Origin of the sequence: Azospirillum oryzae (assembly GCF_900177515.1) — a bacterium.
GTDB lineage: Bacteria > Pseudomonadota > Alphaproteobacteria > Azospirillales > Azospirillaceae > Azospirillum > Azospirillum oryzae_A.
Genome location: NZ_FXAK01000002.1, coordinates 799,975 through 820,478 on the forward strand (window position 1 = coordinate 799,975; position 20,504 = coordinate 820,478).

At 67.4% G+C, this 20,504-nt stretch carries 15 protein-coding genes and 1 pseudogene; 5 read left to right on the forward strand and 11 right to left on the reverse strand.

Features of this window, described 5'->3' with window-relative positions; genetic code table 11:
* Positions 1 to 20: 20 nt before the first annotated feature.
* Positions 21 to 1,316, reverse strand: a complete 1,296-nt coding sequence (locus tag B9N97_RS06650; protein WP_085084523.1) for an NAD(P)/FAD-dependent oxidoreductase — start codon at positions 1,314 to 1,316, stop codon at positions 21 to 23.
* Positions 1,317 to 1,523: 207 nt separating this feature from the next.
* On the opposite strand from B9N97_RS06650, the gene B9N97_RS06655 reads away from it, so the two are divergent.
* Positions 1,524 to 2,435, forward strand: a complete 912-nt coding sequence (locus B9N97_RS06655) for a LysR family transcriptional regulator (RefSeq protein WP_085084525.1) — start codon at positions 1,524 to 1,526, stop codon at positions 2,433 to 2,435.
* Between the two features lie 116 nt (positions 2,436 to 2,551).
* A complete protein-coding gene (gene hglS, locus B9N97_RS06660; protein ID WP_085084527.1) occupies positions 2,552 to 3,934 on the forward strand; it encodes a 2-oxoadipate dioxygenase/decarboxylase HglS in 1,383 nt (460 codons plus the stop codon).
* A 1-nt stretch (position 3,935) separates the two neighbouring features.
* On the opposite strand, the gene B9N97_RS06665 is transcribed toward hglS, so the two are convergent.
* From B9N97_RS06665 to B9N97_RS06690, 6 genes are all read right to left on the reverse strand, one after another.
* A complete protein-coding gene (locus tag B9N97_RS06665; protein ID WP_244560579.1) occupies positions 3,936 to 5,768 on the reverse strand; it encodes a sensor domain-containing phosphodiesterase in 1,833 nt (610 codons plus the stop codon).
* Positions 5,769 to 5,891: 123 nt separating this feature from the next.
* Positions 5,892 to 6,461, reverse strand: a complete 570-nt coding sequence (locus B9N97_RS06670; protein ID WP_085084531.1) for a GAF domain-containing protein — start codon at positions 6,459 to 6,461, stop codon at positions 5,892 to 5,894.
* Between the two features lie 180 nt (positions 6,462 to 6,641).
* Positions 6,642 to 8,285: an ArsB/NhaD family transporter gene (locus tag B9N97_RS06675; protein ID WP_085084533.1), complete on the reverse strand. Its 1,644-nt coding sequence runs from the start codon at positions 8,283 to 8,285 to the stop codon at positions 6,642 to 6,644.
* A gap of 104 nt (positions 8,286 to 8,389) precedes the next feature.
* Positions 8,390 to 9,673 carry a TRAP transporter large permease gene (locus B9N97_RS06680; RefSeq protein ID WP_085084535.1) on the reverse strand — a complete coding sequence of 428 codons (1,284 nt, stop codon included), beginning with the start codon at positions 9,671 to 9,673 and terminating at the stop codon, positions 8,390 to 8,392.
* 60 nt (positions 9,674 to 9,733) lie between these two features.
* Positions 9,734 to 10,315: a TRAP transporter small permease gene (locus tag B9N97_RS06685; protein ID WP_085084537.1), complete on the reverse strand. Its 582-nt coding sequence runs from the start codon at positions 10,313 to 10,315 to the stop codon at positions 9,734 to 9,736.
* Between the two features lie 58 nt (positions 10,316 to 10,373).
* Positions 10,374 to 11,354, reverse strand: coding sequence for a TRAP transporter substrate-binding protein (locus tag B9N97_RS06690; RefSeq protein ID WP_085084539.1), 981 nt, complete (start codon positions 11,352 to 11,354; stop codon positions 10,374 to 10,376).
* Between the two features lie 597 nt (positions 11,355 to 11,951).
* Between B9N97_RS06690 and B9N97_RS06695 the strand changes: the two genes are divergently transcribed.
* On the forward strand, positions 11,952 to 13,088 hold the full coding sequence (locus B9N97_RS06695) for an HlyD family secretion protein (RefSeq protein WP_085084541.1): 1,137 nt from the start codon (positions 11,952 to 11,954) through the stop codon (positions 13,086 to 13,088).
* Entirely contained in the window at positions 13,085 to 14,677 is a 1,593-nt protein-coding gene (locus B9N97_RS06700) for a DHA2 family efflux MFS transporter permease subunit (RefSeq protein ID WP_085084543.1), read from the forward strand. The genes B9N97_RS06695 and B9N97_RS06700 overlap by 4 nt, the downstream gene beginning before the upstream one ends.
* Positions 14,678 to 14,741: 64 nt before the next feature.
* Here the strand turns inward: B9N97_RS06700 and B9N97_RS06705 are convergent, their stop codons facing one another.
* The 4 genes and pseudogenes from B9N97_RS06705 to B9N97_RS06720 form a co-directional block, all read right to left on the reverse strand.
* Positions 14,742 to 14,987: a hypothetical protein gene (locus B9N97_RS06705; RefSeq protein WP_085084545.1), complete on the reverse strand. Its 246-nt coding sequence runs from the start codon at positions 14,985 to 14,987 to the stop codon at positions 14,742 to 14,744.
* Between the two features lie 27 nt (positions 14,988 to 15,014).
* On the reverse strand, positions 15,015 to 17,774 hold the full coding sequence (gene adhE, locus B9N97_RS06710) for a bifunctional acetaldehyde-CoA/alcohol dehydrogenase (RefSeq protein ID WP_432264185.1): 2,760 nt from the start codon (positions 17,772 to 17,774) through the stop codon (positions 15,015 to 15,017).
* 179 nt (positions 17,775 to 17,953) lie between these two features.
* A pseudogene (locus B9N97_RS36090) lies at positions 17,954 to 18,190 on the reverse strand (arsenic resistance protein); the annotation flags it as partial.
* A gap of 339 nt (positions 18,191 to 18,529) precedes the next feature.
* On the reverse strand, positions 18,530 to 19,405 hold the full coding sequence (locus tag B9N97_RS06720) for a LysR family transcriptional regulator (RefSeq protein WP_085084549.1): 876 nt from the start codon (positions 19,403 to 19,405) through the stop codon (positions 18,530 to 18,532).
* Positions 19,406 to 19,520: 115 nt separating this feature from the next.
* Here B9N97_RS06720 and B9N97_RS06725 point away from each other — a divergent pair, with 115 nt between their 5' ends.
* Positions 19,521 to 20,498, forward strand: coding sequence for a quinone oxidoreductase family protein (locus B9N97_RS06725; protein ID WP_085084551.1), 978 nt, complete (start codon positions 19,521 to 19,523; stop codon positions 20,496 to 20,498).
* Positions 20,499 to 20,504 lie beyond the last annotated feature (6 nt).

A 20,504-nucleotide genomic window follows, 5' to 3' on the forward strand; every position in this document is an offset into this window, starting at 1 on the left:
CCGGGGCGGGTTTCCGGCATTCAAATCCGCCCCGGCAGCCTCGCTCCGACCAGATGGGTCGCCTGCGCGCCATACTCATAGACGGCTTCCCGCATCGCCCGGCCCGACACCGTCTCGACGGGCGTGCCGGGAAGCGGCATCTCCGCCTCCGGCAGCTTGCCGGTGACATGCTCGGCGAGGCAGCGGCCGAGCACGGTGCCGGGGGCGATGCCGCGTCCGTTGTAGCCGCTGAAGGCGATGACGTTGCGGTCCAGCCGGTGGAAGCGGGGCAGGTTGTCGCTGGTCATGCCGATCTGCCCGTACCATTCCGCCTCGAACCGGACGGGTCCGAGCTGCGGGAACAATGCCGCCAGCGACCGCTGCGCCCAGGCCTGGTGCACCGCCGTCCCGGTCCCGCGCAACGCGCCGACGCTGCCGAACACCAGCCGGCCCTGCCGGTCGAAGCGGTAGGAACTCAATACCGACTTGGTGTCCCACACCCCCTGGCGTTCCGGCAGGATGGCCTTTTGCATGGCGTCGGACAGCGGCTCCGTCGCCAGGTTGAAATAGGGCAGGTGGACCTGCTCGGTGCGCAGTTGCGCCCAGGGGCCGGTGCTGTAGGCGTCGGTGGCGACCAGAACCCAGTCGGCGGTGACCGACCCGGTCTGCGTCTTCACCTCCCATTTGTCCCCGGTTTGGTTCGCCGAGTGGACGGGGCTGCCGGTGAAGATGCGCGCACCCGCGGCGATCGCCGCCGTCGCCAGCCCGCGCGCATAGGCCAGCGGCTGGATGGTGCCGGCGCGCAGATCCAGCAGAGAGCCGGTGTAGGCCCCGGTGCCGACCTTCGCCGCCGTTTCCTTCGCATCCAGCAGGCGGACGGGGGCGCCACGCTTCTGCCAGATCGCCGCCCGCTGTTCCAGTTCGCGCAGGCCCGCCGGTCCGACGCCGCAATGGAGCGTGCCGGCGCGCTCGTCCTCGCAGGCGATGCCGTGTCTGGTGATGAGGTCGAAGACATAACGGGGCGCATTGCCCAGCAGCTCGATCAACCGCTCGCCATAGACCGGGCCCAGGGTGCTGACCAGCTGGTCCGGCATCACCCACATGCCGGCATTGACCAGCCCGACATTGCGACCGGCACCGCCGAAGCCGATCTCCACCGCCTCCACCACCACGGCGTCGACGCCGCTTTCGGCCAGATGCAGCGCGGCCGACAGGCCGGTGTAGCCGGCACCGACGATCACCACGTCGGCCCGGACGCTGCCGGCCAGCGCCGTGGTCGGCGGTGCCGCCGGTGCGGTGCGTTCCCAAAGCCCGTGCGACCGCGGATCGTTCTGCATCCCCTGTGATCCTCTGTATGCGAGTTGCTTTTGCTTTTGTACGCCCGTCATTCCCGGCGGGAAACACCGTCCCCACCGCATCCATGGGCGGAATGGGCCGCCGCAGCCCCCGGACAGCTGGGATGATTGACTTCTCTACCTCCTTCGGCCAAGTGATGTTTGTTCAACCGGTCATTCCGCACGGGAATGAGATGCCCCGAGGCTGAGATGCAGAGCCCGCGCCGCTTCCTTCCCTCCCTTGCCCTGCTCTCGGCCTTCGAGGCGGCGGCGCGCACCGGCAGCATCACCGCCGCGGCCAGGGAGCTGTCCCTGACCCAGAGCGCGGTCAGCCGCCAGATCAAGGCGCTGGAGGAACTGCTGGAGGTCGAGCTGTTCCACCGCGAACGGCAGACCATCCGCCTGACCGCCGGCGGCGAGTATTACGTGCGCGAGGTCCGCGACGCGCTGCGCAAGATCAGCACCGCCTCGCTGAACCTGCGCGCCAACCCGTTCGGCGGCACGCTCAGCATCGCCATCCTGCCGACCTTCGGCACGCGCTGGCTGGCGCCGCGGCTGCCGAACTTCCTGGCCGACAATCCCGGCATCACCATCAATCTGGTGACGCGGATGGCGCCCTTCGACTTCCGGCTGGACCCGGTGGATGCGGCGATCCATTTCGGTCGGCCGGACTGGCCGGGCGGGGAGATGGCGCTGCTGCGCCGCGAGACCGTCATCCCCGCCTGCAGCCGGGGCTTGCGCGACCGCTTCGACTTCCGGCAGCCGGCAGACCTGCGGCTCGCCCCGCTGCTGCATCTGACCAGCCGCCCCGACGCGTGGGAACGCTGGCTGACCCTGCACGGCACCCCCGCCGACGGTGTGCACGGCATGCTGTTCGACCAGTTCGCCACGGCGTCCCAGGCGGCCGGCGCCGGGCTGGGCGTCGCCTTGCTGCCGCTGTTCCTGATCGAGGAGGAATTGCGGTCGGGACAGCTGGTGCCGGCGCTCGACCTGCCGATGGAGAGCGAATTCGCCTATTACCTCGTCTGGCCGGCGGAACGGGCCGGCTATCCGCCGCTCGCCGCCTTCCGCGACTGGATCCTGGCGGAGACGGCCGACTGCCGCAATTCTGCCGGATCATGAGCTTTGGTCATGAAGTCGGGAAAAACAATCGCAATCCAGCGCGGCAGATCGTTGCTATAGCAGAGGTTTGGAGGGGACCGCACGGGTCCGGCAAGCCAACGCGAGCGAGATTTGGAATGAGCGTCCAGACGATCACCAGTGCAGATGCGATCCGCACCCTGTTCTCTACCGCCATGTCGGAGATGTATCGGACCGAGGTTCCGGCCTATCAGACGCTCGTCGAACTGGTGGAGGAGGTGAACGCGGCGGTGCTGGCCGCCGACCCGACCGAACGCCACCGGCTGGAGTCCGCCGGCGGCCTTGCCCGCATCACGGAGGAGCGCCACGGCGCCATCCGCCTCGGCACCGCGGAAGAGCTTTCGACCATGCGCCGGCTGTTCGCGGTGATGGGCATGTACCCGGTCGGCTATTACGACCTGTCGGAGGCCGGCGTCCCCGTCCATTCCACCGCCTTCCGCCCGGTGGACGGGGAGGCGCTGAGCCGCAACCCCTTCCGCGTCTTCACCTCGCTGCTGCGCCTCGACCTGATCGCCGACGCCGATCTGCGGCGGGAGGCGGAACAGGTGCTGGCCGGCCGCAGCATCTTCACTCCCGGCTGCCTCGCTCTGATCGAAAAGGCCGAGGCCGAGGGCGGGCTTGACGAGGAGGATGCCGACCGCTTCGTCGCCGATGCGCTGGAGACCTTCCGCTGGCACAGCCGGGCCAACGTGCCGCTGGACCTCTACAACCGCCTGCACGACGCCCACCGGCTGATCGCCGACGTGGTGTCCTTCAAGGGACCGCACATCAACCACCTGACGCCGCGCACGCTGGATATCGACGCGGTCCAGCGCCTGATGCCGGAAAAGGGCATCGCGCCCAAGGCGGTGGTGGAAGGCCCGCCGACCCGCCGCTGCCCGATCCTGCTGCGCCAGACCTCCTTCAAGGCGCTGAGCGAGCCGGTCGATTTCCGCGACGGTGATGGAGACGGCTGGCGTTCGGGTGTCCACACCGCCCGCTTCGGCGAGATCGAACAGCGCGGTATCGCCCTGACGCCGAAGGGGCGGGCGCTGTACGACACGCTGCTGCAGGACTCCCGCCGTCTCGTCGCCCCGGCCGCCGACGGCTCCAACGCCGCGCAGTATATGGCGGCCCTGCAGGAGGTCTTCGCCCCCTTCCCCGACAGCTGGGACGAGATCCGCCGCCAGGGGCTCGGCTACTTCGCCTATTCGCTGACCGAGGCGGGGCGCAGCAACCCGCCGGCTCCGGGCGCCGATCTGGAAACGCTGATCGAAACCGGCCTCGTCCGTTTCGATCCGGTGGTCTACGAGGATTTCCTGCCGGTCAGTGCCGCCGGAATCTTCCAGTCCAACCTGGGCGACGAGGCGAAGCAGGACTTCACCGCCAGCCCGAACCAGCAGCGCTTCGAATCTGACCTCGGCGCCCCGGTGCTGAACCCGTTCGACCTCTATGCGGAGATCGAACGGGCCTCCATCGCTGCCTGCGTCGCGGCGAAATAGGTCAGGCGGACATGGCGGCGGGCCGGAAGGCGCCCGCCGCCAGCCAGTCCTCGAACGCCGCAGGCGCCAGCGGCCGGGAAATCAGATAGCCCTGGCCGAAATCGCAGCCGTGCAGGCGCAGCCAGTCGTAGGCCTCCGCCGTCTCCACCCCCTCGGCGACGACGAGATAGCCCAGGTCGTGGGCAAGCTCGATGGTGGAGCGGACCATGATCTGGTCGCTGCGCTCCGCGGCGATGGAGCGGATGAAGCGCTGGTCGATCTTCACCGCCGTCGCCGGTATGTCCTTCAGATAGGACAGGGCGCTCTGCCCCGTGCCGAAATCGTCGATCTCGACGGCGATGCCCAGATTGCGCAGCCGGTGGAGCTGGCGGTCGACCTCCGCCCGGTCGGTCATCAGGGCGCTTTCCGTCACCTCGAAATCGATCCAGTCCGCCCGCACGCCATGGCGGTCCAGCATCGCCGCCACCCGGTCGGCGAAATCGCCGGTGCCGAGATCCAGCATCGAGATGTTGATCGACACCGGCAGGGCGATGCCGCGCCGGCGCCAGTGCGAGACCTGCCCCAGCACCGCCGCGATCACCCATTCGGTCAGCGGGCGCACCAGCGCCGTGCGTTCGGCCAGCGGCACGAATTCGGCCGGCGAGATCGGCCCCAGTGCCGGATGGGTCCAGCGCAGCAGCGCTTCCGCCCCGATGCAGCGGTCGGTGCGCAGATCGACCTTGGGCTGATAGGCGATGTGCAACTGGTCCTGCGCGCCCATCGCCTCGGTCAGGCTGCGCAGCAGCAGGAAGGCGCGATGGGCGGCACGGTCCTGCTCCTCGTCATAGGCGCACCAGGGCTTCTGCTCCTCCAGCGACTGGTGGGCGGCGCTGGTGGCCGCGCGCAGCAACTCGACGCCGCCCGGCGGGCTGTCCGACCGGTGGACGAAGCCGATGCCGGAGGAGGTGGCGATCGGCACGCCCTGATACTGGAAAGGGCTGCGGATGGCCGTGCTGATGCGGTGGAGCGTGGAGGCAAGCTCGCCGTCCGCCGCGTCATGGCCCGCCAGGATGCAGGTGAAGCGGGCCGGCGACACATGGTAGAGCCGCGTCCGCTCCGGCAGGCTGGCGGCGATGCGGCGGGCGCAATCGACCTCGAACGCATCGGCGCAGACCTGCCCCAGCACGCGGGTCAGTTCGGCATATTGCTGGGACGCCGCGGTGTCGATCACCACCGCCGTTTCCCGGAAATCCGCCGGTTCGGCCATCGTGGCATCGGCCGGCAAGGCATCAACATCGGCCAGGAAGCGGAAGCGGTTCGACAGCGCGGTGACGGGATGCAGATAGCCCACCGCGCGCCGTGCCTCGATATGCGCCATCGTCATCGCCGACAGGTCGCGCAGCGCCTCCTCCTCCTCCGGAGTCAGGGCGGCGCGCGGCTGGTCATCGATGACGCAGATGGTGCCCAGCGCCAGCCCGTCGGCCGTCCGCAACGGCGCCCCGGCATAGAAGCGGATGTTGGGGTCGCCGGTGACCAGCGGGTTGCCGGCGAACCGCTCGTCCTGCCGGGCGTCGGTGACCACCAACAGCGAGTCGGACTCCAGCGCATGGGCGCAGAAGGCATGGTCGCGCGGGGTCTCCTGCACCGGCAGCCCGATCCGCGACTTGAACCACTGCCGGTCGCGGTCCACCAGCGAGATCAGCGCGACCGGCACCTTCAGCAGCTTTGCCGCCAGCCGGGTGATCTGGTCGAAGGCCGGTTCCGCCGGGGTGTCGAGCAGTTCGTACCGCTGCAACGCCGCAAGGCGGTCGTCCTCGCGGGCCGGGATCGGCGGCAGGGCCGAAGCGGGTGTCATGGGGAGGGTCATTCTGGTCCGGGCAATATCGTCTTCAATCAATTCCGGCACCGATCCTGCCGTCAAATCCGTCAATGAGCCAGTGAGAATGGTGCAACGCAGCATAAAGACAACCTGCCGTCCTCAATCTTCCTGTCTTTCGTTCTGGCGTCGCTCGATCGCCGCCAGTGCCGTCACCGTCAGCTGGGCCAGCACCATGCGGTCCACCATGCCGAAGCTGCGCGGCACCGTGTCGATCAGGCAGACGGAGCCGAGCGCCAGCCCGTCCCGGTTGATGATCGGCGCGCCGGCATAGAAGCGGATGTGCGGCTCGCCCAACACCAGCGGATTGTTCTGGAAACGCGGGTCGAGGGCGGCATCCTCCACCACCATCGGCAGGCTCTGGCGGATGGTGAAGCGGCAGAAGGCGACGTCGCGCGGGGTCTCCTGCACCTCCAGGCCGCGGCGCGCCTTGAACCATTGGCGGTCCGCATCCAGCAGCGACACCAGCGCGATGGGCACGCGGAAATGGTCGCAGGCCCAGCAGACCAGATCGTCGAAGGCCGGTTCCGGATCGCTGTCCAGCAATCCCGTGCGCCGCAGCGCCTCCAGCCTTGCCGCCTCGTCGTCGATGGGGACCGCGCCGCGCGGGATGGTGCCGGGAGCGACCTCCCGCGCGGTGCCGCCGGCGCCGGTCTCCGTCAGAAATGTCATGGGCTGGGGCTCCGCAAAGCGAATCTTGGTGCTGCCTTCTTTCTACGTATGGGGGCAGATTTGGATTTGCCGGTTGGGAATTATTTGCTGCCGCGTCGTCCTATGACGGAACGAAGAAAGCCGGCCGGACCCCCGTGGGATCCGGCCGGCTCCTGTCCATCCATCCTTGCAGGCTACGCGCTATTCCCCCGCCGGCGGCGACAGCGCACCATCCGCCGTCTCGTCCGCGGTCTTGGGCGTCCGCCGGCTCATGCCGCGCAGGACGGCGGCGACGCCCATCGCCAGCAGCGCCATCGCTCCCACCACGTTGGTTTGTACCGCCCCGCCATAGACATAGCTGGTGAGGTACAGCGCCGCGATGCCGACTGTCATGGCGGTGACCGGCAGGCCGAAGCGCAGGAACGAGACGAAGGGCATGTGGTGGCCGTCCTTTTCCAGCAGCCCGATGGTGGTGACGTTGGCGCTGGCGCCGATCAGGGTGCCGTTGCCGCCCAGGCAGGCGCCGAGCGCCAGAGACCACCACAGCACGTTGGTGGTCGTCTGCAGGTCCGTGCCGCCCAGCCCGGCCGCCGTGAACTCCGTGGCGAAGGAGGCGGCCAGCACCCGGACGATGGCGGCGGCGGCGATGGTGTAGGGGATGTTGTCGACCACCGCCGACACCACCGCGCTGAACACCAGGATCAGCAGGGCCGCGGTCAGCAGCTTCGCCTGCAGCCCCATGCCGAAGCCGACGGAGACCGCCTGCACCAGATCCTGCAGCTTGGCCGCGGCGGCGGCGATCAGGCCGGTATGCTCGGCCGAGCTGATGGCCATGAACAGGAAGATGAAGAAGCCCAGCGTCAGCCACTCGATCCCATGTTCGAAGCCGTGGGTGAACAGATGCTCCGCCTTCTTGGGCCCCAGTGGGCCGCGCAGGATGATGTGCCGTCCGGCCATGGTCAGCACCGCGCCGGCGAAGGCGACGACGCCGACCGGCAGATGGGTGATGCTGTGGGTGAAGAAGCCGAGGAAGGTCAGCCCGACCACGCCCAGGGTCCAGGACAGCACCTTCGGGTCCTGCAGTTCCACCGTTTCGGCATCTCCGTCGGACTCGGCATGGGCGCCGGCCAGATCCCTGCGGTACCAGAAGGCGCTGAAGGCGCAGAGCGCGACGATCATGAAGATCACCGGCACGGCCAGGAAATAGATGAAGTCCATGAAGGGCAGGCCGGCCGCCACCCCGACGATGACGTTGGGCGGGTCGCCGATCAGCGTCGCCGTACCGCCGATGTTGGCGGCCATCACCATCGGCATCGCCAGCGCCCACACCGACACCCGCAGGCTGCGCGCCGCCTTCGACACCACCGGCGCCATGAACAGCACGGTGGTGACATTGTCGGCGAAGGCCGACAGCACCGCCGTCGCCACGATGACCGTGTTCGCCAGCAGCTTCGACCGGCCGCGTGCCCAGGTCACCATGCGGGCGTTCAGCCAGTCGAAGACCCGCGTGCCGATCAGCACCGACACGATCGCCATCATGCTGCCCAGCAGGAAGATGACGTTCCAGTCGACCGCGCGCACCGCCGTGTCGAAATCCATGATGTGCAGCGGGGTCGCCGCCGAGACCATCAGCATCACGGCGACGACGGCGCCGGCCGCCAGCGTCTTGTGGAAGGTCTCGGCGATCAGCGTGGCGAACAGCGCCGCCAGCAGCAGCCCGACGGCGATCTGGGCGCCGCCGTCCGTCGAATAGGCGAAATGACCGTGACCGGTATCGGCCAGGGCGGCGGTCGCCGGCAGCAGGACCAGTGCCCCGGCCAGGGCTGCGGAGATCTTGTTCGGCATGATCTTGTCTCCTTGCCTGGATTTCTCCCCGAACTGGTGTCGGGGACCGGTATCCAGGAACCGGCAGTCGGGAAAAGAAGGGTGGAAAGCGGTTTCCGGAAATTTCACTGCGCGAACATACGCGGCAGGAACAGCGAGATCGAGGGGATGTAGGTGACAAGCGCCAGGGCGACGACGCAGGCGACGTAGAAGGGCCAGATCGTCCGCACCGCCTGCATGATCGGGATGCGCCCCACCGCGCAGCCGACGAACAGCACCGATCCCACCGGCGGCGTGCAGAGGCCGATGCCGAGGTTCAGCACCAGCACGACGCCGAAATGCACCGGGTCCATGCCGAAGGCGGTGATGACCGGCAGGAAGATCGGCGTGGTGATGATGATCAGCGGCGACATGTCCATGAAGCAGCCCAGAACCATCAGCACGACGTTGATCAGCAGGAAGATGACATAGGGATTGTCGCTGATCCCCTGCATCAGGTTGACCATGGCGGTCGGCACCTGCAGCAGGGCCAGCAGCCAGCCGAAGGAGGCGGCGGCGCCGATGACCAGCAGCACCATCGCCGTTGTGCGCACCGCGCCCATGGTGGCGGCGACGAAGTCCGACCAGCTCATGCTGCGGTAGATCACCAGCGTCACCAGCAGGGCGTAGCCGACCGCGATCATCGAGCTTTCGGTGGCGGTGAAGATGCCCGACCGCACGCCGCCGACGATGATGCCGATCAGGGCAAGGCCCGGCACCGCGTTGATGAAGATGTTGCGTACCGCGGCCCAGCCGGGGAAGGTCTCCGCCGGGTAGTTGCGTTTGCGCGCCACGTAATAGGCGGCGATCATCAGCATGGCAGCGAGCAGCAGGCCCGGCAGGATGCCGGCGGTGAACAGGTCGGCGATGGAGATCGAACCGCCGGCCGAGATCGAGTAGATGATCATGTTGTGGCTGGGCGGGATCATCAGCGCGATGATCGCCGAGGTGACGGTGATGTTGACCGCATAGTCCACATCATAGCCGCGCTTCTGCATCTGCGGGATCATCAGCCCGCCGACCGCCGAGGCGTCGGCCACCGCCGAACCGGACACGCCGCCGAAGAAGGTGGAGGCGGTGACGTTGACCAGCCCCAGCCCGCCGCGGAAATGGCCGACCATGGCCGCCGCCAGCCGCACCAGCTTTTCGGCGATGGCGCCGCGCACCATCAGCTCGCCGGCATAGATGAAGAAGGGGATGGCCATCAGGGCGAACACGTTCATGCCCGACGCCATGCGCTGGAAGACGATCAGCGGCGGCATGCCCATATAGACGATGGTCGCCAGCGACGAGATGCCGAGCACGAAGGCGATCGGCACGCCCAGGAACAGCAGCACCACGAAGGTGCCGAAGAGGACGGTGAGTTCCATGGCCGAATTCCTTGTACGAGCGGGACCGCCCGCCCGATTGCGTTCAGACGACCGGCGGCCTTAGTCGGCCGGCTGTTCCAGGGCGCAGACCGGCTCGGCAGCCTGCGAATGAGGCTGGGCATGCGCCTGGGCCAGCGCCTCGGCCCCGGCCTGGGACCGGCGCTCGACCAGCAGGTGCAGCGTGCGCTCAATCGAGAACAGGACGATCAGCCCGCCCGACAGCATCACCGGCAGGTAGTTAAAGCCTTCCGGCAGGTCCAGCACCGGGATGGTCGCCCCCCAGGTGCCGATCACCAGTTCCGATCCATACCAGGCCATGGCGGCGCCGAAGCAGCCGACGACGGCGAAGCTGGCGATGTCCATGCCGACGCGGACGATCTCCGGCACGATGTCGCGGATCAGGTCGAGCCCGAGGTGGAAGCGCTCGCGAACCCCCACGGCGGCGACCAGCAGGATGAACCAGAGCATCAGCAGCAGCGACAGCGGCTCGGTCCAGGACGGGCTGTCGTTCAGGATGAAGCGGCCCCAGACCTGCCAGCCGACGGCGGCGGTCATCAGGACCAGCCCCGTGCCGCCGACCCACAGGGCGATGCCGGCCAGGACGTCGAGAAGTCTGGAAAGGGCGTGGAGCGCGGTTTTCATGGTGGTCTCCGCACGAAAATTGCCGCGCCGGAACCGGTCCGGCGCGGCGGGTCAGGCGTTACTGGACGGCGCGGATGCGGGCGACGAGGTCCTTCATCTTCGGATCGGCGACATGCTTGGCATAGACCGGTTCGACCGCCTTCTGGAATTCGGCCTTGTCGACGGTCGTGACCTCGACGCCGGCCTTGCGGACGATCTCTTCCGATTCCTTCTCCTTGGCCTGCCACAGCTCGCGCATCTTGATGACCGAGGCCTTGGCCGCCTTGCGGACGACCTGTTGATCGTCCTTGGACAGCTTGTCGAAGCTGCGCTTGGACATCACCAGCGCTTCCGGCGTGATGGTGTGTTCGGTCAGCGACATGTATTTCGCGACCTCATAGTGGTGGCTGCTCTGATAGCTCGGCCAGTTGTTCTCCGCGCCATCGACGACGCCGGTCTGCAGGCCGCTGTAGACCTCGCCGTAGGGCATCGGGGTCGGGTTGCCGCCCATCGCCTTGACCAGATCGATGAACAGGTCGGACTGCTGGACGCGCAGCTTCAGACCCTTCAGGTCGGCCAGCGTCTTGATCGGGCGCTTGCTGTTGTAGAAGCTGCGTGCACCGGAGTCGTAGAAGGCCAGGCCGACCATGCCGTGCGCTTCGAAGGCCTTCAGGATCTCGTCGCCGATCGGGCCGTCCATCACCTTGTGCATGTGATCGACCGAGCGGAACAGGAAGGGCAGCCCGGCGATCCGGGTTTCCGGCACCACGTTGTTCAGCGGCGCCATGCTGATGCGGTTCATGTCGATGACGCCGAACTGCGTCTGCTGGATGGTGTCCTTCTCGTCGCCCAGCTGGCCCGAGGGGAAGATCTTGATGGCGATGCGGCCGTTGGTCTCCTTGGCGATCAGCTCTCCCATGTACTTCACCGCCTCGACCGTCGGATAGCCGTCGGGGTGGATTTCGGCCGAACGCAGCGTGACCTGCTGGGCGTTCGCGACCGCAAGGGTGGCGACGATCGCCACGGCGGTGGAGGCCAGGAGCTTGACGATGGACTTCATGGTCGATTCCTCGGTTCTTGATTCGCGGTGCCGCCGTCCGATGGCGGTGCGGGCGGCTCTCCCCTTGGGCCGGCTGCCCGGAGCGGCCGCTTCCGAAGCCGTCGAGGAATTATACTAATATATCAAGCGAGGGTGGCAAAACGGGAACTGGGGCGGAATTGCGCCGGTGCCAAAATGTCGCATGTGTTGTGAACAGATGGCGCGAGCGATGGCGATGAACGACCATGGCAGTATGGCTATAAAATAGCGCTGAGATAGCCAAGAGGATGGCGCCGTTCTCTGAGAGTTACTTACAACTCGTCATCAGACCTCTCTGATAAACACAGAGACTGGCGTCCCTATGTTTCCACAATGAATTTAAGGCCCCGACCCAATTGTCGCTCTGCACCATGCCGGCCTCGCTGTGCTGCGTGTTTGCCGGATCAAAGCCCCACCGGGGGCATGGCTGTTCTGCGGACGCTTCGGTCGGCTTTCTGCCGCTGCGGTGCAACGTAATGGGGGGATGCGGTGTTTCGCGCTGGGGAGCCGCGCCGCTCCCGCGCGACAACGACCGGGCCCCAACCGATTGCCCGGCATTTCGGTCAGGAGCGTCACACCATGCCGGATGACCAGCAGCAGAGGGACGTCGTCACACTTGCGGATCAGGATGCCGGCCGCAGCGAACGCAGGCAGCCGGCCGCCGATGACGGCGGCAATGGCAAGAAGCCCGGATTCATCCGGCGCCATCCGCTGGCGATCATCGTCGGGCTGGTGGTGATCGCCCTGCTGGCGGTCGCCGGCTATATCTACTGGCAGCGCAACATCCATCCCTATGAATCGACCGACGACGCCTTCATCGACACCCGCCAGTTCCCCATCGCGCCCAAGGTTTCCGGCTATGTGACGGAGGTGGCGGTCGGTGACAACCAGCATGTGAAGACCGGCGACCTGCTGTTCCGCATCGACCCGCGCGACTACCAGACCGCGCTGGAGCAGGCGCAGGCGCAGATCGCCTCCGCCCAGGCCGCGATCACCGGCTATGACGCGCAGATCGCCGCCCAGCGCGCCCAGATCGATCAGGCCAGGGCGGAGGTTTCGCAGGCGGAGGCGGCGGTCGGCTTCGCCAAGGAGGATGCGGCGCGCTATCGCGACCTGCAGTCCCGCGGCGCCGGGACGGTGCAGCAGGCGCAGCAGTCGACCGCCAACCTGCAGGAACAGCAGGCCAAGCTGACCAGCGCCAACGCCGCGGTGATCGCCGCCGAACGGCAGGTCGGCGCGCTCCAGGCCCAGCGCAGCAGCGCCGAAGCCGATCTGGTGCGCGCCAAGGCGCAGTTGGACCAGGCGAAGCTGAACCTGTCCTACACCACCGTCACCGCGGCGCAGCCGGGCCGGGTGGTGCAGCTGAGCGGGGCGGTCGGCCAGTTCGCCCAGGCCGGCCAGAGCCTCGCCATCTTCGTGCCCGACGACATCTGGGTCACCGCCAATTTCAAGGAAACCCAGATCACCGACATGCGCCCCGGCCAGCCGGTGGACATCCGCATCGACGCCTATCCCGACCAAAAGGTCACCGGCCATGTCGACAGCGTGCAGCCCGGCTCCGGCACCGCCTTCTCCCTGCTGCCGGCCCAGAACGCTACCGGCAATTATGTGAAGGTGGTGCAGCGCATCCCCGTGAAGATCGTCGTCGACCAATGGCCGGACGGCGTCTCCATCGGCCCCGGCATGTCGGTGGTGCCGCGGGTGACGGTGCGATGAGCGCCGCGGCGGAAGGCGCCGGTGCCGGCGGCTTCGATGCGTCGCAGAGTGCCGCCGGCGGACGCAATCCCTGGCTGATCGCCGTGGTGGTCTCCATCGCCACCTTCATGGAGGTGCTGGACACCACCATCGCCAACGTCGCCCTGCGCTACATCTCCGGCACGCTGGCGGTCAGCGCCGACGAGGCGTCGTGGGTCGTCACATCCTATCTGGTGGCGAACGCCATCGTGCTGACGGCCAGCAGCTTCATCGCCAAGCGATACGGCCGCAAGCGCTTCTACCTGACCTGCCTGGGGCTGTTCACCGCCAGTTCGATCGCCTGCGGCTTCGCCTGGAATCTGGAATCGCTGCTGCTGTTCCGGGTGCTCCAGGGCTTCGCCGGCGGCGGCATGGTGCCGATCTCGCAATCGATCCTGGCCGACAGTTTCCCGCCGGCCAAGCGCGGGCAGGCCTTCGCCATCTTCGGCATTGCCGTGGTGGTGGCGCCGGTGGTCGGGCCGACGCTGGGCGGCTGGCTGTCCGACAATCTGTCCTGGCACTGGTGCTTCCTGATCAACGGGCCGGTCGGTCTGTTCGCCTTCGCGCTGGTCAGCTTTCTGGTGCAGGAGCCGAAATCCGCCATCGAGGAGCGTCAGCGGATGAAGCGGCAGGGCATCCGGATGGATGTGGTCGGCTTCCTTCTGGTGGCGACCTTCCTCGGCTCGCTGGAGGTGGTCCTCGACCGCGGCCAGACCGACGACTGGTTCGCCTCCGGCTTCATCGTCACCTTCACCATCATCTGCGTCGCCGCCTTCTGCCTGATGATCCCGTGGGAGATGACGCGGGAGAACCCGATGCTCGACCTGCGGATGGTGGCGACGCGGCAGTTCGGCTCCTGCTTCCTGGTGATGCTGGCGACCGGCGCCATCCTGATCGCGACGACCCAGTTCCTGCCGGAGCTGCTGCAGGCCTATTACGGCTTCACCGCCACCTGGGCCGGTCTCGCCCTGTCGCCGGGCGGCATGGTGACGATGGTGATGATGATCGTCGTCGGCCGGCTGTCCGGGCGCGTCCAGCCGAAATACCTGATCGCCACCGGCGCCACCATCGTCGCGCTGGCGATGTGGGACCTGACGCGGCTGAACCCGGACTCGACCTTCTGGTTCTTCGCGTGGTCGCGCATCTATATCGGCATCGGCCTGCCGCTGATCTTCATTCCGATCACCACGGCCTCCTACGACGGCATCCCGCGCGACAAGACCGATCAGGCCTCCGCCCTCATCAACGTCGCGCGCAATGTCGGCGGCTCCATCGGCGTGTCCATCGCCCAGAATGTGCTGGCCATGCGCGAGCAGTTCCACCACAGCCGGCTGGTTGAAAGCATCGTGCCCTCCAACCCGGCCTATCAGCACACTCTGGAGCAGGCGACGACCTATTTCTCCACCGCCGGCGGGCAGGCGGCGGCGCGGGAACGGGCCATCGCCTATATCGGGCAGCAGGTGCAGATGCAGACCGCCTACTGGTCCTACATCGACGTGTTCTTCGCGCTGATGCTGATTTCCGCCTCGGCCGTGCCGCTGGCCCTGATCCTGCGGAATGTGAAGCATTGAACACGCAAAGGCCGCCCGCAGCGGCGGATTGCTGCGGGCGGCCCTTTGACGGAGACCGTATCGCTCAATAGTCGCCCAGCGACCGGTCCATCTCCGACACCAGCCGGTCGGCCGTGCGGATCGACCGCTGCAGGTCGGCCGGGCTCATGCCCAGGCCGGGGTCCTCGACCACTGGGAAACTCTCCGCGCGGTCGAGACCCAAGCCCTTGGCGCAGACCAGCACCTCGTAGCTGCGGTTGTCCTCATTGAACAGGCATTCGGTTTCGAAGCCGCGGGCATCGGTTTCGGCCCACATGATCGCTTTGCTCATGATCTCTGTCCTGGCATGGAGGGGTATTTACTTGACCGGCACCGTGTCCTTGCGGGCGGCTGATTTCGTGGCAGGCTTGACCTCGACCGGCGCCGCGTCCTGGGCGGACGCCTCGACATAGGCGCGGCCATAATAGCTGTCGATCAGCAGCTGCCTGATCTCGGCGACCAGCGGGTAGCGCGGGTTGGCGCCGGTGCACTGGTCGTCGAAGGCGGCTTCGGCAATCGCGTCGACCCGCGCCAGGAACGCCGCCTCCGGCACCCCCGCCGCCTGGATCGAGGCCGGGATCTCCAGCGCCCGCTTCATCTCCTCGACCCAGCCGATCAGCTTCTCCACCCGCTCATGGTCGCGGCTGCCGCCCAACTCCAGATGCCGGGCGATCTGCGCATAGCGCGCCACGCCCTTGGGACGGTCATACTGGCTGAACGCCGTCTGCTTGGTCGGGATGTCCGCCGCGTTGTAGCGGATCACGTTGGCGATCAGCAGCGCGTTGGCGATGCCGTGCGGAAGGTGGAACTCGGCCCCCAGCTTGTGCGCCATCGAATGGCAGACGCCGAGGAAGGCGTTGGCGAAGGCGATGCCGGCCAGCGTCGCCGCGTTGTGCACCAGCTCCCGCGCCTTCGGGTCCTGCGCCCCGTTGCGGTAGGCCGAGGGCAGATTCTCCTTCAGCAGCTTCAGCGCCTGCAAGGCCTGACCGTCGCTATACTCGTTCGCCACCACCGAGACATAGGCCTCCAGTGCATGGGTCACTGCGTCGATGCCGCCGGCCGCGGTCAGGCCCTTGGGCATGTCCATCACCAGATTGGCGTCGACGATCGCCAGCGTCGGCGTCAGCTCATAGTCGGCGATCGGGTATTTGGTGCCGGTGCGCTCGTCGGTCACCACCGCGAAGGGAGTCACCTCCGATCCGGTGCCGGACGTGGTCGGCACCGCCACCAGCTGCGCCTTCACCCCCAGCTTGGGGAAGGTGTAGATGCGCTTGCGGATGTCCATGAAGCGCAGGGCGAGATCCTCGAACGCCACTTCGGGCGCCTCATACATCACCCAGATGATCTTGGCCGCGTCCATCGGCGAGCCGCCGCCCAGCGCCAGGATCACGTCGGGCTGGAAGGCATTCGCCAGAGCCACGCCCTTGCGCACCACCGCCAAGGTCGGGTCGGCGCTGACCTCGAAGAAGGTTTCCACCTCAAGGCCCAGCGACTTCAGCACGCGGACGCTGTCGTTGACATGGCCGTTCTCGAACAGGAAGCGGTCGGTGACGATCAGGCAGCGCTTCTTGCCGCGCAGTTCCTCAAGCGCGAAGGGCAGGCAGCCGCGGCGGAAGTAGATCGACTTGGGCAGCTTGTGCCACAGCATGTTCTCCGCCCTCTTCGCCACCGTCTTCTTGTTGATCAGATGCTGCGGCCCGACATTCTCGGAGATCGAGTTGCCGCCCCACGACCCGCAGCCCAGCGTCAGCGACGGTGCGAGGCGGAAGTTGTAGAGGTCGCCGATGCCGCCATGCGAGGACGGCGTGTTGATCAGGATGCGGGCGGTTTTCATCTTGTCGCCGAAATGGCGGATGCGGTCGGCCTGTTGGTCCTGGTCGGTGTAGAGGGCGGAGGTGTGGCCGATGCCGCCCAGCGCCACCAGCGCGGCGGCCTTATCGCAGGCCTCCACGAAATCCTTGGCGCGGTAGAGCGCCAGGGTGGGCGAGAGCTTCTCGTGGGCGAAGGGTTCGCTGTCGTCGATGTCGGTGACCTCGGCGATCAGCACCTTGGTGGCGTGCGGGACATTCAGGCCGGCCATGGCGGCGATGGCGTGGGCGGGCTGGCCGACGATGTCGGCGTTGAGATGACCGTCGGTCAGCAGCACCTTGCGCACGGCGTCGGCCTCGATGCCTGAGAGGATGTAGCCGCCGTGATGGGCGAAGCGGTCGCGCACCGCGTCATAGACGGCATCGACCACCACCGCCGACTGTTCGGACGCGCAGACCACGCCGTTGTCGAAGGTCTTGGACATCAGGATGGAGGCCACGGCGCGCTTGATGTCGGCGAACTCGTCGATGACGGCGGGCGTGTTGCCGGCGCCGACGCCGATGGCGGGCTTGCCCGAGGAGTAGGCGGCCTTGACCATGCCCGGCCCGCCGGTGGCGAGGATCAGGTTGATGTCGGGATGGTGCATGACGGCGTTGGAGAGCTCGAGCGAGGGCTCGTCGATCCAGCCGATGATGTCGTCGGGGGCGCCGGCCTCGACCGCGGCGGCGAGCACCAGGCGGGCGGCCTCGCAGGTCGATTTGCGGGCGCGGGGATGGGGGGAGAGCACCAGGCCGTTGCGGGTCTTCAGCGCGATCAGCGCCTTGAAGATGGCGGTGGAGGTCGGGTTGGTGGTGGGGACGATGCCGCAGATCAGGCCGACCGGCTCGGCGATGGTGAGGATGCCGGCGTCATGGTCTTCGGAGAGGACGCCGCAGGTCTTGTCGTCCTTGTACTTGTTGTAGATGTATTCGGCGGCGAAGTGGTTCTTGATGACTTTGTCTTCCATCACGCCCATGCCGGTCTCCGCCACCGCCATCTTGGCGAGCGGGATGCGGGCGTTCGCCGCGGCCAGAGCGGCGCTGCGGAAGATCAGGTCGACCTTCTCCTGCGGGTAATCGGCGAAGCGCGCCTGCGCCGCCTTCACACGGGCGATCAGGGCGTTCAGGTCGGAAAGGGATTTGACAGTCGTAGCCATGATCGGGCCTCTCCCGTCGGGTGTCGCCATGCGGCCGGTTTCCCGGCCCGGAACCCCCGAATCTCGCGGTTCCATGCGGTATGTAGGAAACCTACATCTCGCCTATCTTCCGCGCAAGAGTGGTCCTACCACTTGCCGTTAGAATTGATCTGGATCAGGTTGATGGAAGCGGATGCAGGGGCGGCCTCCTCATGAGCGCGCCCCTGTTCCGCAGATTTCTAGGTAATCCTCTGAAGAAACAGAATGTAGTTTAACTACATACGTTTAATTCTTGAAAATGGTCCCATCATCTGCAGCAAAGCCCGACGCACTGATGGAAATCGCGCTCCCTCTCGTCCTTCGTACCACGGCTTGGTTGCTTCGACGATGCGCACCACCGACAGCATCACCGGCACTTCGACCAGAACGCCGACCATGGTGGCGAGTGCTGCGCCGGAGCCGAGCCCGAACAGGCTGATCGCGGCGGCGACCGCCAGTCCGAAGAAGTTGTCCGGTGATGGCGCGGAGCCCAAAAACCAAAGGCCTCCGCGGCGGTGCCGGCGGAGGCCTTGGTGTGTCGGGATCGTCAAAGCTGGGCGGATGGAGGCCAAGCCGGGCGACTTAGAAGCCGATGATGCCTGTCATCCAAAGAAGGATCACGATGATTCCCGGAACACCCAGAAGCCAGAGAAGAATGGGCATGCTACGCCTCCCTATTCGGATTAGCAGGTTGCAAGAGCAGAACTCTCAGTTGCTTCCGAATCAACGGGACGACTTGCGATTCTGTTCCAAGGATTTTTGCCATGCCCACGGTTCGCGCGAAATTTTTGCCATCGCCGGCAGCGGTACCCTCAATCCTCCAGCAGCGGCCGGCCGTCGGCGATGATCGACACCAGCGCATCCATCACCGCCCGCACCCGTGCCGACCGCCTGAGGTCGCCATGCACCAGAAGCCACAGTTCGCGCGGCTGCGGCGGCGGGGGAGCGGGGTCCGGCATCACCGCGACCAGCGAGGGATCGGACCGGCCGAGGAAATGCGGAATCGCCGCGATGCCGGCGCCGGCCGAGGCCGCACCGCGCAGGCTCATCAGGTCATTGGCGCGGAAGACAAAGGGGCGGCGGCCGGCGATCTGCCGCAGCCAGCGCTGTTGCGGCACATGGTCCAGGCTCTCGTCATAGCCGATGAATTCCCAACCGGCCTCGTCCCGGCCGTCGAGATAGCCCGGCGTGGCGTAGAGCCCGTAGCCCATGGCGCCGACGCGGCGGGCCACCAACCCTTCGTCCTCCGGCCGCTGCAGGCGCAGGGCGACATCGGCCTCCCGCCGGGTCAGGCTGACCGCGCGGGCATCGCCCACCAGCTCCACCACCAGCTTCGGCAAGGTCCGCCGCAGCCCGGCCAGCCGCGGGGCGAGGAAATGGCTGGCGAAGGCCGGCGGAGCCGACAGGCGCACCGTGCCGGCCGGCTCGCCCGGCTGGCCGCGGGCATGGCGTTCAACCGCCAGCACCCCATCCTCCACCCGGCGGGCCAGCGCCGCGAACTCCTCCCCCTCCGCCGTCGGGGCGTAGCCGCGCGGCAGCCGGTCGAACAGGCGCACGCCCAGATCGGCCTCCAGCGCCGCCACCCGGCGGGCGACGGTGGAATGGTCCACCCCCAACCTCCGCGCCGTCGCCGACAGGCTGCCGCTGTCCGCCAGCGCCAGGAAGACGCGCAGGTCATCCCAGTTCATCAGCCACCTACTCTGCGCAAAAACACCCAGGCAATGCGCGATCATGCCGAATTCCTGCGCGCAGCACCACAGATTAACCTCCGCTCCATCGCAACGATCGACGGAGACAGCCGATATGATCCGCTCCATTCAGATGACCGCGCCGGGCGGCGTCGAGGTGCTGAAGTCCGCCCTGCTCGACCTGCCGGCTCCGGGCGCCGGGGAAATCCGCCTGCGCCATGAGGCCGCCGGCGTCAATTTCGTCGACATCTATCACCGCACCGGCCTGTACCCGCTGCCCTCATATCCCGCCACGCTTGGTGTCGAGGGCGCGGGCGTGGTGGAGGCGGTCGGGCCGGGCGTCGAGGGGCTCGCCGTCGGCGACCGCGTCGCCTGGGCCGGTCTGCCGGCCGGCGGCTATGCCGAGGCGCGCCTGCTGGCCGCCGACCGCGCCGTGCGCCTGCCCGACGGCGTCGAGACGGTGACCGCCGCCTCGCTGATGCTGCGCGGGATCACCGTGCACATGCTGCTCAACCGCGTCTGTCCGGTGGGTCCCGGCAGCACGATCCTGGTGCATGCCGCTGCCGGTGGGTTGGGCCTGCTGCTGACCCAATGGGCGAAGAGCCTGGGCGCCACCGTCATCGGCACCGTCGGCAGCGCCGCCAAGGCGGAGACCGCCCGCGCCCATGGGCTCGACCACGCCATTCTTTATCAAGAGGAGGATTTCGTCGCCGCGGTGCGCGACCTGACCGGCGGACGCGGCGCCGACGTCGCGGTGGACGGCATCGGCGGCGACACGCTGCGCCGGACCTTCGACGCGGTGCGGCTGTTCGGCACGGTGGCCAGCGTCGGTCAGGCCGGCGGCCCGGTCTCTCCCATCGAGCTGTCCGAACTGGGCCCGCGCCGTTCGCTCTGCCTCGCCCGGCCCAGCGTGTTCGGCTACATGTCCGACCTCGCCGCCTACCGCGCCGCCGCCGAAGAGGTGCTGTCCCGCGTCGCCAAGGGCCTGAGCGCCGGCCCGGTGACCTGCCTGCCGCTGGACGCCGCCGCCGAGGCCCATCGCGCGCTGGAAGGGCGGGGCACCAGTGGCGCCCTGGTGCTGATGCCGGGCTGATGCCGA